Here is a 14,728-nt window from a genome sequence, read left to right on the forward strand (position 1 = left end):
TGGAAGCTGGTCCACCAGTTCGTCGGACAACCGCAAGGCGGGCTGGGTCAAACACTGGCGGCAGCTCGCTGCCGAGCACTCTAACGGCTGACTGCCGTCGCCTGTCCTGGCGGCGACACCGGACCCGGGTCCTGGTCTTCCGAGCCTTTCCGACCCGGGATCGTTGGCCGACCATGCCGAGTTCGACCGCGGTCTGCCTGGCCCGCGTGCCGACGCGGACCAACGCGACGGCACGCGCCCGGAGCTCCGGAGGATTGGGATGACGAATGACTGCCAGCCTTCCGTGAAGGGCTGTCAGCCGGCCACCAGAACTGGAACCCAGGACGTGGGGCGGGTCGAGAATGTCACCCGGTCGTGCGACAGATCCCATGGTGGTCGTCGTTGCACGGCGTCGGCCTTCGGGGCGATCTCGCTGTGGCTGGTGGGATCACGGCCTCCGAGCCCTCCTGGGCAACCCCGTTCACGGGGCTGATCCCCCGTGGGCAGAAGAGCAGGCCGGTCAAGGCCGCTCCGCGGTCGGGGGCGCGCGGTGGGCGATCAGCGCGCCGCGGCGACAGCCGGGCGACGGAGATTCGCCACTGGTGGTTCACCACTCACAGTTTGTCACTGACAGTTTGTCACTGACGGTTCGTCACTCACCGGTGTGTGACTCCGCGGTCGTGTCACTCCGCGGCAGTCACGCCCCGCTTGCGCAGGTCGGTGACCTCGCCGGCGCGGCGGAGGGCGTCCTCGTCGGTGCGGGCGTCATAGCTGAGGAGCTTGGGCAGCACGGCCGCCAGCACCCCCACCGTGGCGACACAGGCGAGCCCGCCGGTCCAGATCGCCGGGCGGGCGCCGGTCCAGCCGGCCATCGCTCCGGCGCGGACCTGACCGAGCTGGGGGCCGACACTGTAGGAGAGGACCTCGATGCCGGCGAGCCTGCCGCGGATCCGGTCGGGAATGGTCTGGTTCCAGATGGTCGAGCGGCCCAGACCGCTCAGCATGTCCCCCGCTCCCGCCAGGCCGAGGCACACCAGCACCAGCCAGATGTTCGAGGTCCAGCCGGCCGCCGCGACAGCCACGCCCCACCCTGCGGCACCGAACACCACCAGCAGGCCGTGGCGCCGGGTACGGGACACCCAGCCGCTGGTCAGGCTGACGAACAGTGAGCCGACAGAGCCTGCCGCGTACATCAGGCCGAGCGACCATTCGGCGTCGAGTTCGTCGGCGAGAAAGGGGAAGATCGTGTTCGGGAAGGCGAAGAACATCGCGGCGAGGTCGATGGCGTACGTGCCGAGCAGGACCGGCCTCGACCAGGCGTACCGGGCTCCTTCGAGGATGCCGCGCCAGGAGGGCCTGGCCGCGTGCTCCACGGGCGGCACGGCCGAGAGGCGACGGCACATCAGGACCGACGCGGCGAAGCCGGCCACGGTGGTGGCGTAGGCGGGAACGTTGCCCGCGTACGCCACCACCAGCCCGGCCGCCGCGGGGCCGGCGATGGCCCCGATCTGCCAGCGCAGGGCGTTCAGTGCGGCCGCGGCGGCGAGCTGGTCGTGCGGGACGATGCGGGCCAGCAGCGAGTCCATGGCGGGCCGTTGGAGACCGGCGAGTGCGGCCACTCCCGCGGCGACCACGTACAGGGGCCACAGCATGGGGCTGGGCAGCATCGCGTTCACCAGCAGGACGACCGCGAGCAGTCCCAGGCCCGCTTCGGTCAGCAGGATGACCTTGCGCCGGTCCACCGCGTCGGCGAGGGCGCCGCCGTACAGTCCGAACACGACGAGGGGTACGAGTTCGACGGCGCCCATCGCGCCCACGGCCAGCGGTGATCCGGTCAGGTCCTTGATCTGGAGCGGCAGCGCGATCAGCGCCATCACGCTGCCCAGGTAGGTGACCAGGCCCTGCACCCACAGGAGGCGGAAGTCCCGGGAGGTGCGCCAGGGCGAGAGGTCGGGCAGCAGTGCGGTGAGTCTCGATGTCACCGGTCGGCTGCCTTCCGCGCGTTCACGGGCGGCTCCGCCCGGTGTCCGGCACCGATTCCGTCGGCCTTCGAGTGGTGACGCCCGATGGGCAGGACGAGGGGTTTGCCGGAGAGCGGGTCCTCGATGACGCGGCTCTCCATGCCGTACACGGCCTGGACGGTGTCCTCGGTCATCACTTCTTCGGGGGTCCCGGCGGCGTGCAGCGCGCCGGATGCCAGGGCGACGAGGCGGTCGGCGTAGCGCGCGGCCAGGTTGAGGTCGTGCAGGACCATGACGATCGTGGTGCCGCGGGTCCGGTTCAGGTCGGTCAGCAGGTCGAGTACCTCGATCTGGTGGCTGATGTCGAGGAACGTGGTGGGCTCGTCGAGCAGCAGGAGGTCGGTCTGCTGGGCGAGCGCCATGGCGATCCACACGCGCTGGCGCTGGCCGCCGGAGAGTTCGTCGACCGACCGGTCCACCAGTTCGGTGGTCCTCGTGGCTTCCAGCGCGACGGCCACCGCCTCGTCGTCCTTGGCCGTCCAGCGGGAGAACGCGCGCTGGTGCGGGTGGCGGCCCCGTCCGACCAGGTCGAGCACCGTGATGCCCTCGGGGGTGACCGGCGCCTGCGGCAGCAGGCCCATCGTGCGGGCGAGTTCCTTGGCGGGGGTGCGGTGGATCTCCCTGCCGTCCAGGACGACCCGCCCGGTACGCGGGGTGAGCAGCCGGGACATCGAGCGCAGCAGGGTCGACTTGCCGCAGGCGTTGGCGCCGACGATCACCGTGATCCGGCCGGCCGCGAGGGTCAGGTCCAGTCCCTCGATGACGGCACGGTCGCCGTAGCCGAGTGTGAGGTTCTCGGTGGACAGGGTGTGGGACGCGGTCACAGTGAGCCTCCGGCCCGGTTGGTGCGGACGATCAGGTAGACGAGGTAGGGGGCACCGAGGACGCCGGTGACGACGCCGACGGGGTAGCGGATGTCGAAGGCGTACTGGCCGGTGAAGTCGGCGACCAGGACGAGCAGGGAGCCGACCAGGCCCGCGGGTATCAGCAGCGATCCGCTGTTGCCGACCAGCCGGGCGGCGATCGGACCGGAGAGGAAGGCGACGAAGGCGATGGGCCCGGCAGCGGCCGTCGCGAAGGCGATGAGCCCGACGGCCGCGACGATCACGATGACGCGGGTGCGTTCGACGCGGACGCCGAGTGCGGACGCCGTGTCGTCGCCGAGGCTCAGTGCGTTCAGGTTGCGGCCCTGGGAGAGCAGCACCGGACTGAGCACGAGCACGGCGAGGACGGCGGGCACGGTCTCCTGCCAGGAGGTGCCGTTGAGACTGCCAGTGAGCCAGCGCATCGCCTCCTGGAGGTCCCATTCGGCCGCCTGCGACAGGACGTACGAGGTGACGCTGTCGAGGAGGGCGGAGATACCGATGCCGATCAGGATGAGCCGGGTGCCGGCGACCCCGTCCCGGAACGCGAGGGTGTAGACGAGCAGTGCCACCCCGAGCGCGGCGGCGATGGCGAGGACCGAGACCTCGGTCTCGCTCAGTGAGAGGACCACGATGGCGATGGCCGCGGCGGCGCTCGCGCCCGCGCTGATGCCGATGATGTCGGGGCTGGCGAGCGGGTTGCGGAGCATCGTCTGGAAGGTGACGCCGGCGATGCCGAAGCTGAATCCGGCGGTCAGGGCGAGTACCGCGCGCGGCAGGCGCAGCGTACCGACGGTGAAGGAGGCGCCCGGCACCTGCTCCCCCATGATCACGCGCAGTACGTCGCGGGCCGGATAGTAGGTGTGCCCGGCCATGAGGGTCGTGGCGAACGCGGCGGCGACGAGGACCAGCAGCACGAGGACGAGCAGCCGCCTACGTCGGGCGCGGCCGACCCGGGTACGGGCGACCCGGGTGACGGTCCGCGCCACGGACTGGCCAGGGACGGCGGGGGCAGTCACAGGGATCTGACCTTCTGTCGGCGGACGATGTGGATGAAGAAGGGGGCACCGACCAGCGCGGTCACGATTCCCACGTCGATCTCGGACGGCCGTGCCACGACCCGGCCCACCACGTCCGCGGCCGTCAGCAGGACGGCGCCGCTCAGCGCGGAGAACGGCAGCAGCCAGCGGTGGTCCACGCCGACCAGCAGGCGGCAGGCGTGCGGTACGACGAGTCCGACGAAGCCGATCGGTCCGGCGACGGCGGTGGAGGCGCCGCACAGGACGACCGCCCCGAGTGCGGCGGTGGCCCGGACGAGGGCGACGCGCTCACCGAGCCCGGCGGCCAGGTCGTCGCCGAGGGCCAGCGAGTTGAGGGCACGGGCGGAGGCCAGGGAGAGCACGAACCCCACGGCGAGGAACGGCAGGACGCTGCCGAGCTGCTCGTACGAGGCACCTCCGACTCCGCCGATCTGCCACAGCCTGAAGGTGTCGGCGATGTCGTTGCGCGGCAGGACGACGGCACTGACCAGGGAGGCCAGCGCGGCCGAGATGGCGGCGCCGGCGAGGGCCAGCTTCAGCGGGGTGGCGCCGCCCCGTCCCAGTGAGCCGACGCCGTAGACGAAGGCGGCGGTCAGGGCGGCGCCGAGCATCGCCACCCAGATGTAGCCGGACGCCGAGGCAAGGCCGAAGGAGGCGATGGCGGTGACCACGGCGAGGGAGGCGCCCATGTTGACGCCGAGGATGCCGGGGTCGGCCAGCGGGTTGCGGGTCACCCCCTGCATCACCGCGCCGGCGAGGCCGAGGGCGGCGCCGACGACGACGGCGAGGAGGGTACGCGGAATGCGTTTGGCGACCGCGGCCTGTTCCAGGGTGTGGTCCGCCCCGCCGAGCGCCGACCACACGTCGGACCAGGCGACATCGCGGGAACCGAAGGCGAGGGAGGCGGTCATGACGGCGATCAGGACCGCGGTGACGGCGAGGAGCGAACTGACGCGCACACGCGCCGAACGCCGTAGCGGGACGGCGTCCGGCGCACGCGGGATGTCGGTGACGCTCACGCGGCCTTGTCCGCGGCCTTGGCGAGTGCTGCCACGTAGTCGTCCAGGACGTACGGGATGGAGAGCGGGGTCGGGTTCGCGGCGGTGGCCAGCGGGGTGCTGCCGGGCAGCAGATAGATGGAGTCCCGTCCGACCGCGGCCAGCTTCGACGTGAGCGGGTCCTGCTTGAGCGCCTTCAGCAGCTCGCCCTTGTCGTCTCCGTAGCCGGTGATGATGTCGACGTCGTTGAAGTCGTCGATGCGCTCGGCGCTCTTGGTGAGCACGAACTTCTTCGTCGACTTGGACGGCCCGGAGACGCTGGCCGGGATCTTCATGCCGAGGTCGGTGAAGAACTGCGTGCGGGTGTCGTAGGTCGTGTAGTAGCCGACCTCACTGACGTCCTTGGACGACACGTGGGTCATGAACATCGCCGACTTCCCCTTCAGCTGGGGGTACTTGGCGACGGTCTTGTCGATCTGCCCCTCAAGGTCGCCGATCAGGTCGTCGCCCTCGTCGGCCAGTCCGATGGCCTTGCTGTTGAGACGGATGATGTCGCGCCACGGGGTCGCCCAGGCGGCCTCGGGGTAGGCCACCACGGGGGCGATCTGGCTGAGGGTCTCGTAGTCCTGCTTTGTCAGCCCGGAGTACGAGGCGAGGATGACGTCCGGCTCGGTGTCCGCGACGGCCTCGAAGTCGATGCCGTCGGTCTCGTCGAACAGGACCGGTGTCTTGGCGCCGAGTTCCTTGAGGCGCGCCTCGGTCCAAGGCAGCACCCCGTTGTCGTCGTCGTCGCCGAAGTTGGCCTTGGCCATACCCACGGGAACGACACCGAGGGCCAACGGCACTTCGTCGTTCGCCCAGTTCACGGTGGCGACGCGCTTCGGCTTGGCGGGGATGGTGGTGGTGCCGAGCGCGTGCTTGATCTTCACGGGGAACTGGCCGGAGCTTTTCGCGCCGGCGTCCGAGGCGCCGTTGTCGTCCGTGTCGTCGGACTGGCCGCCGCAGGCGGTGAGTCCGAGCAGGAGTGTCGCCGCGAGGGCGAGCGCGCGAAGGCGTGGGCTTCTCATCGACCCTTGTTCCACTTTCCATCAGGAGTTCCGGGCGGGCTCGTACACGAGGGCCCGCGGTCCGGGGGCCTTGGAGCGGGGCGCCACGAACACACCAGAAACTTAGGTAAGGCTTACCTGATGAGCGTATGGATTCGGAGAGTGCGAATCAATCGAGCTTTTTCGACAGCCCTTGTTGCGATCGGGACATGCACCGGCCCTGTACGAGGCTGTCGCTGCCGTGAGCCGGGCCGCCTCTCCGGCCTGCGTCAGTGCGCCCGGAAACGACCCGGAGTCATTCCCGTCGTACGCCGAAAGGCCACCCCGAACGCGCTCGCCGAGCGGTAGCCCACCGCGTCGGCGACCACGTCGACCTCGAACCCGAGGGACAGCAGCCGCACGGCGTGCTGGGCCCGGACCGAGGCCACCCATCGAGCGAAACTCGTGCCTGTCTCCGCCCTGAACGCGCGGGTCAGCGTGCGCGCGCTGCATCCCAGGGCGGCGGCCCAGCCGGTCAGCGTCCGCTGGTTGGAGGGATCCGCCCGGACCGCGTCCACGATCGGTCGCAGCAGCGCGGAGGTCGGCAGCTGGACCAGCAGCGCGCGGGGTGACGGCCGCAGTACGTCGAGGACCATCGCCTCGGTCACGGACCGGGACCGCGGTGACAGGTCCGCCTCCCCCAGCCTCTCCAGCAGGAGGCGGAGCAGTGGCGTGATCTCCACGGCCACGGGCTCGTCGGCCAGCGCCGACAGCGTTCCGTGACGGAAGAAGTGGGCGCGGTAGGAGGTGCCCGCGGTCGCGGACGCGGAATGCAGCTGCCCGGCCGGCATCCACAGCCCCAGGGTCGGCGTGATGCACCACACCTGGGAACCCACCACTGCCGTGGATGCCCCGCGCTCGTTCCAGAGGAGTTCGTGCCAGGAGTGCGAGTGTTCGTTCCACGCCATGTCGGCGGTGACGATCTCCTCGTAGCCCTGGATCACGAACGGCACGTCCACCTCGCCCGCGGCGAGCGTGGGCAGCTCTCTGGTGACGCGCATCCCATGAGGCTAACCGGCACCGATCCAGCACGCGGAAGCAGTACCACCGGGAACCGGCACCGCCCGGCTGCGGCACATACTCTGCCGAAATCCACCTCGCCCCGACGTGGCGCCTCAGATCTGGTTCGTGCCACCGTCGACGTAGAGGTTTGCGCCGACGACGTAGCTGCTCTGTTCCGAGGCCAGGAAGGCCACGACCGCGGCGGCCTCCTGCGACGTACCCATGCGGCCCTTGGGCACGGTCGTGGCGACATGCTCCCTGATGGCCTGGAAGGCTTGGTCGTCGCCGAATGCGGCGGTGCCGCCGGGAGTCTCGATCCATGCCGGGGAGACCACGTTGACCCGAATGCCGCGGCCCTTGAGTTCGACGGACCACGTCCGCGCGAAGGACCGGACGGCCGCCTTCGACGCCGCGTAGGCGCCGAACGCCTCCATCCCGCGATCAGCGGCCGTCGATCCGACCAGGACGATCGAGGCTCCGTCGTTGAGCAGTGGCAACGCCTTCTGCACGGTGAACAGCGTGCCTCGGGTATTGACCGCGAAGATCTCGTCGAAGTGCTCCTCGGTGGTCTGTTCCAGCGTCATGAACGAGCCGATCGCCGCGTTCGCCACGAGCACGTCCAGATTCCGTCCTCGCGCCCGGACCGTGTCGTAGAGCCGGTCCAGGTCCTCCGGCTTTCCGATGTCCCCGACGACCGCGGTGGCCCGGTCCGTTCCGATGGCCTTGACGGCGGCTTCCAGCTCGGTCTCCCGTCGCCCGGTGACGAAGACGTACGCACCCTCGTCCGCCAGTCGTACGGCGGTGGCCAGACCGATACCGGTGCTGCCTCCGGTGACGACTGCCGTCTTGCCTTCCAGCTGTCCCATGTGGGCGTCTCCGTAATGCTCTCGATGCGATCCGTTTCACCTCCACCCTGGGGGACAGCGGCAACATCATCCATAATGCGAAGTCCAGAATCCTTTACGCATCGTCCAGGAGGTGTCACTGATGCTCGGCTTCCGGGACCCCGTGGCTGACGCGATCGGCCTGCTCCGGCCCCGCACGGTGATCGGGCCCAGCCTCCGAGCCGCAGGGAAGTGGGCGTTGCGCTTCGACACGTTCCTGCATGTGCGGATCGGGGGCCTCGTGCGCGGCACGTGCTGGCTGATCCTCGAAGGGCACGAACCTGTGCTCCTGCATGAGGGCGACACCTTCATGATGGGTAACCCGCCTCCCTACGTTCTGGCCGGCACGCTCAACGCAAGCCCACGTCCTGCGAAACAGGTACTGGCGGGCGCCGTGGACGGGTTCGTGCGGATCGGCCCGGAATCCGAGGAGGATCTCTACCTCTGCGTCGGGCACATCACTTTCGACGACAGGAACGCGGCCCTCCTGACCGATCTCCTGCCGCCGCTCGTGATCGTCCGCGTGGACGATCCCCATGGCGGCAGGCTCGCCCAGTTGATCGATCTGCTGGCCACCGAGGTCGGCCTCACCGCAGCCGGTGGTCCACTGGTGCAGAACCACCTTGCGCAGATCCTGCTCGTCCACATGCTGCGTGCTCACGCCGCCCGGACGGACCGGCCCACCGGCTGGCTGGGCGCCCTGAACGAGGACGGCATCGGTAGCGCCCTGCGCGCCCTGCACGCGGACGTGGCCCACTCCTGGAGCCTCAAGGAACTCGCCCAGATCAGTAACATGTCGCGTTCCGCGTTCGCCCACGCCTTCAAGAACCACGTCGGGGTCCCGCCACTGGAGTACCTGATCCACTGGCGCATGAGTCTGGCGCGCGACGCCCTCACCCGCGACACCCTGTCGATCTCCGAACTCGCACGGGCCACGGGTTACCGGTCCGAGAGCGCATTCAGCACGGCATTCCGCCGCGTGGTCGGCTCGTCTCCCGCACAATTCCGGAACCAGGTGAGGCAGCCAGCACACTCGGCCGCGAACGAGAACTGAAGACGGCGTCGGCGTTCAGCAGTGATCACACGCCCTTCAGCGCTGAGCCTCCCAGCCGTACACGGACATCCCCGGGCCAACTCACCCCCCTTCAACGAATCGTCGTCACTCAGTTCGGGCAGCTTCGTCCGTCGGTGACCGCCTCCAGGAGGGAGAGGGCGGTGACCGCCTGGAACCAGTCCGCCCGCGCCGGGGTGAAGAGCTTTCCGGACTCTCGCGACTGGCGCGCCCGCAGCCAGGCTGGCGGCCTGGCTGGGGGCTTGTCCCCACGAAGCCCTGCCCCCGCGAACCTCCCTCTCACCGGCGGGCGCTTCCGGGCAACGATTCAACGCGGCGGACAGGGTCCGGCAGCTTGCGGAGGAGGCGTTGAGGAGGTGGGTCAACAGCGCGTTCGCGCCGGTCGACGAAGTGGTCCGGGAGCAAGGACAGAAGCCGCCAGGCATTCGCGGGCTGGTGACGGCCGCGCCCCTGCCCACGGATGCGAGCACGGGCGTTGCGGGACGCGGCCGTACGTCTGCATGCCCCGGCTCAGAGGTGGGACTTGAACCACCGAGAACTCCTTCACGATCGCCTCTCCCGGCCGGACGAACGACCACAACATCCGTCCGCTCATCGGCCTCTGCTGCTACAAATGCCTCCTCAAACTGACCATGTAGGACACGGTGTTAGCCGTTGTCAGCCGTGGGTGATCGTCACGTGGTCCATCCGGGTACTGGCAAGTCCAGGCCCGGCGATCCCGGTCACAGTCCGGGGTGGCAGGAGCTTGCCGACAGTTCTGCACGAGGAGACATCGTGGTCGACCGCTCGAAGCATGACCACTCCGGCTGGGAGGCGGTCGTGCTCGCGGCTCGGGAGCGCGCCCGCTCGCGTCAGGCACTCATGGTCGAGCGCTTCGGTCTGGCCGGAGACGTGCCATACGCGTGGTCGATGGACGACGCGCAGATCACATGGTCGCGCGACGGCAAGGTTTTCCTCGCAGGCCGGCTCACAGTGATCGGCAGCGTCAGCGTGGCCCAGCAGACCTGGCTGTGGTCCTGGGCGAACGAATCACTCCCGCCCACCGCCCTGGGCGACATGGAGAGGGTGCGGCAGTTCGGCGAGGAGAACGACTACCCCGTCCTTCCCTGGCCAGGCTTCAAGTACGATCCCGAACTCGTCGCTGAGGCTCGGATGGTCGCGGCCTCCGTGCTCGACGCCGAGGGACTGTGGGCGGAGTCGATGGACGACGCAACTCCACTTCATGATTCATGACCTGGCGCCCGCTGCGGAGCGGCAGTGACGGTTGCCCGGATTCCCAGGCAACTGGTGCTGGCCATCGGACGCTGAACGGCAAACTCAACGTTCCTCGGCCTCCAGGCCGTAAACGCGTCCGGTGTCGTCGACGCATGAGCACCGAGCAGCACAACGCCAACGCATGCGGCCAAAACCTGGCGCTCATCAGCACGAAGCCACGGCAGCGCGGTTCACGGTCTTCCAAGCTCCGGCCGCCGCCGGGACCGGACACGAGCAGGCCTTCGGCAATGTGTCGAAGCTGGACGCAGGGTGGTGGCCGGCGCCCACACCTGGCTCTCCGGGACCAGCACCCTGCACGGGTCCGAGCCGCGGATCGGGGAGGGCCGGCGCGCCGGTGATCGAAGGCGGCGGCGCTGCCGCCTCGCGATCGTGTCCTCCTCGTCAAACTCGGCGGGGCGACCAGGGCGGGCTGCTGCGCACGGTCCCTTCGCGCCTTCGCAGCGGGAATGTGCCACCAAGCAGGGCCCTTGCACTGGGCTCGCCCGGATCCCTGTCCGAGGTCAAGATCCGGACCCTTTCCGGGCCAGGTCACCGTCCACCGCCGCCCACGGCTCGCCCCACAGTTCGCGAGCACCCGGAGCACACGGCCCGGGCCAGGCTGGTCGGTGTCCGTAGGACTACGCAATCGGCTACGGAATTGCGCTGCAAGGAGCCTTGCGACGCGTGCGCGGGTCCGCTGCGTGTGTGACTCTGTGGCCGGCAGCAGTCTCTACGCAGGCAAGGTAACTCATGCGAAGTGCACGGAAGTTGCTCGTACCGGCCGCTGCCGCAGCAGCGCTGTTCGCCGTCTCGGGGTGTTCGGACGATGAACCAGCCAAGGACAAGCCGGCCGCCCGGTCCTCGCCCTCTGAGCTCGCTCAGTACACGGCCGCTCCCGACACGGCCCCTGCGACGCAGAGCCCGACGACGGACACGTCGACGAAGTGCGTGAAGACGGCGGGTATGAACGTCGAGCAGCTCACCGAATATCTCAAGGAACTACCCAACAGCAGCGGCGCACACCAGTCCCAGGGACTGACACTGGACTCCGACGGACTGAACTTCACCCCGGACCCGACCCAGAGACCCTGCAAGGCGGTCAAGGTGAAGCTCGCCCGCTACTGGGTCGACCTCAAGCAGACGAGAGAGGAGACCGCCGTCAGCGCGGCCCGATTCGAGTACGAGTACACGCTCATCGACGTCACTTCCCACAAGGCCGGTCCGCAGAACGGCAGAGTCCCCGATTCCGCGCCGGCGGCGGGCTCCGACTGCCAGGGTTCGGTCTCGGTGGTCTATCTCGGCGACGACATTCCGCTGCGATCCCTGCCGTCCGACTTGGAACTGACCGACACGACAGCCCCGGTCCCGGTCGAAGTGAACGAAGACGGAGTGCTGTCCGCGATCTACGTCTCGCCGGTCAGCGTGGTGTCCTGCTGACCGGGAGAGGTGATGTGCGCACCGGCTGCCGGTGAGATCAGGTGGGCCCCGCCGTCCCGGTCGTCGTGTCGCGCAGTTCCGATCTGGTCTGGAGGACGGCGAGGGCGGCCCGTGAAGTGACTCCGGTCTTGCGGTAGATGCGAGCGAGGTGGGACTCGACCGTGCGGGGGCTGAGGAAGAGACGGGCGGCGATGGCCGGGGTGGTCAGGCCGACGGCGACCAGGGAGGCGATCTCGCGTTCACGGGCGGAGAGAGCCGCGAGTGGGGGCTCGGCCGAAGGCTGGGGCTGAACCGAGGATTGGGGCTGGGCCGGAGGTGGGGGCTCGGCGTACACGAGGGGATGGATCATGTCCGCCAGGCCCGTGAGCTGACGCGCGCCGCCGGTCGTGGCGAGTTGCCGGGCACGGGTCCACATGGCTCGGGCGCGGTCCGGATCGCCGACGGCCGCCAGGGGTGCGCCGAGCAGCAGGCTGAACGCTTCCCACAGCACCGCTCCCCCGCGTGCCGTCCTGTCCACAGCCTTCTCCAACAGCTCGGCGGCCGCTGCCGTGTCGCCGCCGGCGGACAGACAGTGGGCGGTGCTGCGCAGCGCCGATGCCTGCTGTGACGGCAGGTCCAGCTGGTCCGCCTCCCTGCGTGCCCGCTCGGCCCAGGTCACGGCGGCATCCGTGTCCCCGGTCAGGACGGCGGAGGTGACGAGGATCTCCAGGATGAGCGGACGCATGGACGGGTGGAGCCCGTTCAGGTCCTTGCCTCCGCCGCGCAGCACCGCGTCCCGGGCGCGCTGAGGATCGCCTGCGTGGATCGCCGCCTGGGCGAGTACGCACCAGGCGATGGACGCCCACCAGTTGGTGCGCGTGCCCGCTGCCGCGACGGCTTCCTCGGCCACCGCGAGTGCGGCCTGGTCGGCGGGTGGGAGCGCGAACAACTGGACATACGCCTTGTTGGTCAGGACGAAGGCCAGCAGTTCGTCGCTGCCGATGCCTCGGGCGATGGTCTCGGCCTCATCCGCGAGCTCCATGGCCGTCTCCAGCCGCAGGGTCTGCAGATGCACGTACGACTTGCAGAGCAGGAGGTGCGGCAGGACGTAGAGCTGGCCGCCGCGCCGGGCGATGGCCAGGCCGCGATCGGCGTGCCGTTCGGCATCGGCATACCGCTCCAGGAACGCCTCCGACCAGCCGAGCCGGGCCAGCGGCTCGCACAGACCCGCCAGGTCGCGATCGGTCAGGGCGTCCACCAGCGCGGCGGCCCGGTCGGTGGCCTGCCGCGCGGCACTCATATTGCCTTCGTAGGTCTCCCCGAGGGCGGCGATCGCGAGGGCACCGGCCTGGGCGACCTCGTCGCCCAGCGACCGGGCCAGGTCGAGGGTCGCGACGACGTCGGCACGCATCTGCGGGTAGGAGGTGGCGTGCGGCGCGGACGAGCCGAGTTCCAGGCCGAGTTCCACCCTGTCGGCATCGGACGGGCCCCGTGTCCGGGCGAGTTCGCGGCGCAGCAGGGCGACCGCCTCCGCGTACCGGCCGAGGTGACGTTCCATCACCGCGCAGAGTGTCACCGCGGACGCCCGCACGCTGTGCGACGCGCTCTCCTCGTCGGGCGGTGACATGGCGATCACCTCGTGCAAGAGGTCGCGGCTCTCCCGCAGTCCACCGCACACCCCCAGGGCTCGCGCCCGTCGCAGCATCAGATCGCGGCGCAGCAGGGCATGTTGAGGCTGGTCGGGCAGGTGGGTGAGGGCAACGCCGAGCCAGTGGGCGCTGCTCGCGGGTGCGGTGGAGGCGAACCGCTCGGCCGCTTCGGACAGTACGGCGACGGCTTGTGGGTCCCAGCCGGTCAGTGACTGCTCGACGTGGTGGGCGCGTTCGGTGGCGGGGGCTCCGGCGGCGGTCAGCGCGTCCGCGGCGAGGCGGTGCATGCGTACGCGCTCCACGGGGTGGGTGTTCTCGTGCACGACCGCCCGTAGCACCGGGTGGCGCAGGGTCCACCGCCCGCCCGGTTCGGAGCGCAGGAGGTCACGGTCCGTCAGCACCGCTAGATCGGCGCCGACTTCGGCCTCGTCCCGGGCGGTCACCGCGGCCAGCAGCGAGGTGCTGCCACGGTCGCCCAGGACGGCCACCGCTTCGGCGGTACGACGCTGTGGCGCGGTCAGCGGAGTCAGTTCGTCCAGCAGGACGGAGCCGAGTCCGGTGGAGGGCGGTGGGACGTCCTGCCCGGCGTTCCGCTCTGCTTGTCCGGCGTGCAGGAGAGCGAGAAAGTACAGCGGGTTGCCGTCGCTCGCGGCGTACAGTTCGGCGGCCCGGGCGGACCGCACGGCGGGCGCCAGTCGGGGGGCGAGGACCTCGACGCAGGCCCGCTCGGCGAGGGGGCCGAGGTGCAGTCTCAGCACCGTACCCAGGTCGATGCCACGGGTGAGGGCGGCGTCCAGGGAGGCGGTGGTCTGACGGTCGCGGCGGGCCACGACGATGATGACAGGGGCGTTCGGGGGATGGCGGACGACGTGGTCGAGGAGTTCCAGGGACGCCGGGTCCGCCCAGTGCAGATCGTCCATCGCCACGAGGAGCCCGGGGCCGGTCCGGGCGATCCGGACGAACAGCTTCGCGATGGACCGCTGCAGACCGAACCGGTCGCCGCGCGCGTCCTCGGCACCCGGCTCCGTCAACTCCAGGTCGTGGTCGGCGAGTGCGTCACTGAACGGCTGGTACGGGATGTGCTGTTCGTACTCGGTGGCCCTGCCTCGCAACACCGTCATTCCCCGGGCCTGTGCGCGTCGGCAGAACTCGGCCATCAGCCGGCTCTTGCCGATGCCCGCGGGCCCGGCGAGGTCCACGACGCACGAACCGCCGTTCTCCCCCAGAGTCCGGTCGAGGACCGTGTCCAGAAGTTCCAGCTCTGTCGCCCGGCCCACCAGCGGAGTCACATCGCCACCCAATCCGTCCATGTCCCGCGCGACTGTCCGGGACATTTTCGTGACGATCTTACGTAAGGACGAAGGCCCGATTGCTCTGCCCTGGACGACCTGCGCCGCGGGCACCTTCTTGCTCGGCCTCTTCCTCGCTTGGTGGCTCGACGCACTGGGCGCGATCGCGCTCGACG

Annotated in this window: 11 protein-coding genes; 3 read left to right on the top strand and 8 right to left on the bottom strand. The window is 69.8% G+C overall.

Annotated elements, in window-relative coordinates:
• Positions 1 to 662: 662 nt before the first annotated feature.
• From J8N05_RS21280 to J8N05_RS21310, 7 genes are all read right to left on the bottom strand, one after another.
• On the bottom strand, positions 663 to 1,961 hold the full coding sequence (locus J8N05_RS21280; RefSeq protein ID WP_210884958.1) for an MFS transporter: 1,299 nt from the start codon (positions 1,959 to 1,961) through the stop codon (positions 663 to 665).
• On the bottom strand, positions 1,958 to 2,824 hold the full coding sequence (locus tag J8N05_RS21285) for an ABC transporter ATP-binding protein (protein WP_210884960.1): 867 nt from the start codon (positions 2,822 to 2,824) through the stop codon (positions 1,958 to 1,960). The genes J8N05_RS21280 and J8N05_RS21285 overlap by 4 nt, the downstream gene beginning before the upstream one ends.
• On the bottom strand, positions 2,821 to 3,882 hold the full coding sequence (locus J8N05_RS21290) for a FecCD family ABC transporter permease (RefSeq protein ID WP_210884962.1): 1,062 nt from the start codon (positions 3,880 to 3,882) through the stop codon (positions 2,821 to 2,823). Before J8N05_RS21290 ends, J8N05_RS21285 begins: the two co-directional genes overlap by 4 nt.
• Positions 3,879 to 4,922 (bottom strand): FecCD family ABC transporter permease, encoded by a 1,044-nt coding sequence (locus J8N05_RS21295; RefSeq protein WP_210884964.1) that lies wholly within the window; start codon positions 4,920 to 4,922, stop codon positions 3,879 to 3,881. Before J8N05_RS21295 ends, J8N05_RS21290 begins: the two co-directional genes overlap by 4 nt.
• Positions 4,919 to 5,968, bottom strand: a complete 1,050-nt coding sequence (locus J8N05_RS21300; RefSeq protein WP_210884966.1) for an iron-siderophore ABC transporter substrate-binding protein — start codon at positions 5,966 to 5,968, stop codon at positions 4,919 to 4,921. Before J8N05_RS21300 ends, J8N05_RS21295 begins: the two co-directional genes overlap by 4 nt.
• 248 nt (positions 5,969 to 6,216) lie before the next feature.
• The gene (locus J8N05_RS21305; RefSeq protein ID WP_210884968.1) at positions 6,217 to 6,987 is read right to left on the bottom strand and encodes a helix-turn-helix transcriptional regulator; all 771 of its coding nucleotides are present in this window, start codon (positions 6,985 to 6,987) and stop codon (positions 6,217 to 6,219) included.
• Between the two features lie 114 nt (positions 6,988 to 7,101).
• Positions 7,102 to 7,854 carry an SDR family NAD(P)-dependent oxidoreductase gene (locus J8N05_RS21310; RefSeq protein ID WP_210884969.1) on the bottom strand — a complete coding sequence of 251 codons (753 nt, stop codon included), beginning with the start codon at positions 7,852 to 7,854 and terminating at the stop codon, positions 7,102 to 7,104.
• A gap of 121 nt (positions 7,855 to 7,975) precedes the next feature.
• On the opposite strand from J8N05_RS21310, the gene J8N05_RS21315 reads away from it, so the two are divergent.
• The 3 genes from J8N05_RS21315 (at position 7,976) to J8N05_RS21325 (ending at position 11,635) form a co-directional block, all read left to right on the top strand.
• Positions 7,976 to 8,926, top strand: a complete 951-nt coding sequence (locus J8N05_RS21315) for an AraC family transcriptional regulator (protein ID WP_210890283.1) — start codon at positions 7,976 to 7,978, stop codon at positions 8,924 to 8,926.
• A 792-nt stretch (positions 8,927 to 9,718) separates the two neighbouring features.
• Positions 9,719 to 10,177 carry a DUF6882 domain-containing protein gene (locus tag J8N05_RS21320; RefSeq protein WP_247706383.1) on the top strand — a complete coding sequence of 153 codons (459 nt, stop codon included), beginning with the start codon at positions 9,719 to 9,721 and terminating at the stop codon, positions 10,175 to 10,177.
• Between the two features lie 771 nt (positions 10,178 to 10,948).
• Positions 10,949 to 11,635, top strand: coding sequence for a hypothetical protein (locus J8N05_RS21325; protein WP_210884970.1), 687 nt, complete (start codon positions 10,949 to 10,951; stop codon positions 11,633 to 11,635).
• 37 nt (positions 11,636 to 11,672) lie between these two features.
• On the opposite strand, the gene J8N05_RS21330 is transcribed toward J8N05_RS21325, so the two are convergent.
• Positions 11,673 to 14,597 (bottom strand): helix-turn-helix transcriptional regulator, encoded by a 2,925-nt coding sequence (locus J8N05_RS21330; protein ID WP_247706384.1) that lies wholly within the window; start codon positions 14,595 to 14,597, stop codon positions 11,673 to 11,675.
• Between the last annotated feature and the right edge of the window lie 131 nt (positions 14,598 to 14,728).

This window comes from Streptomyces liliiviolaceus (genome assembly GCF_018070025.1).
GTDB lineage: Bacteria > Actinomycetota > Actinomycetes > Streptomycetales > Streptomycetaceae > Streptomyces > Streptomyces liliiviolaceus.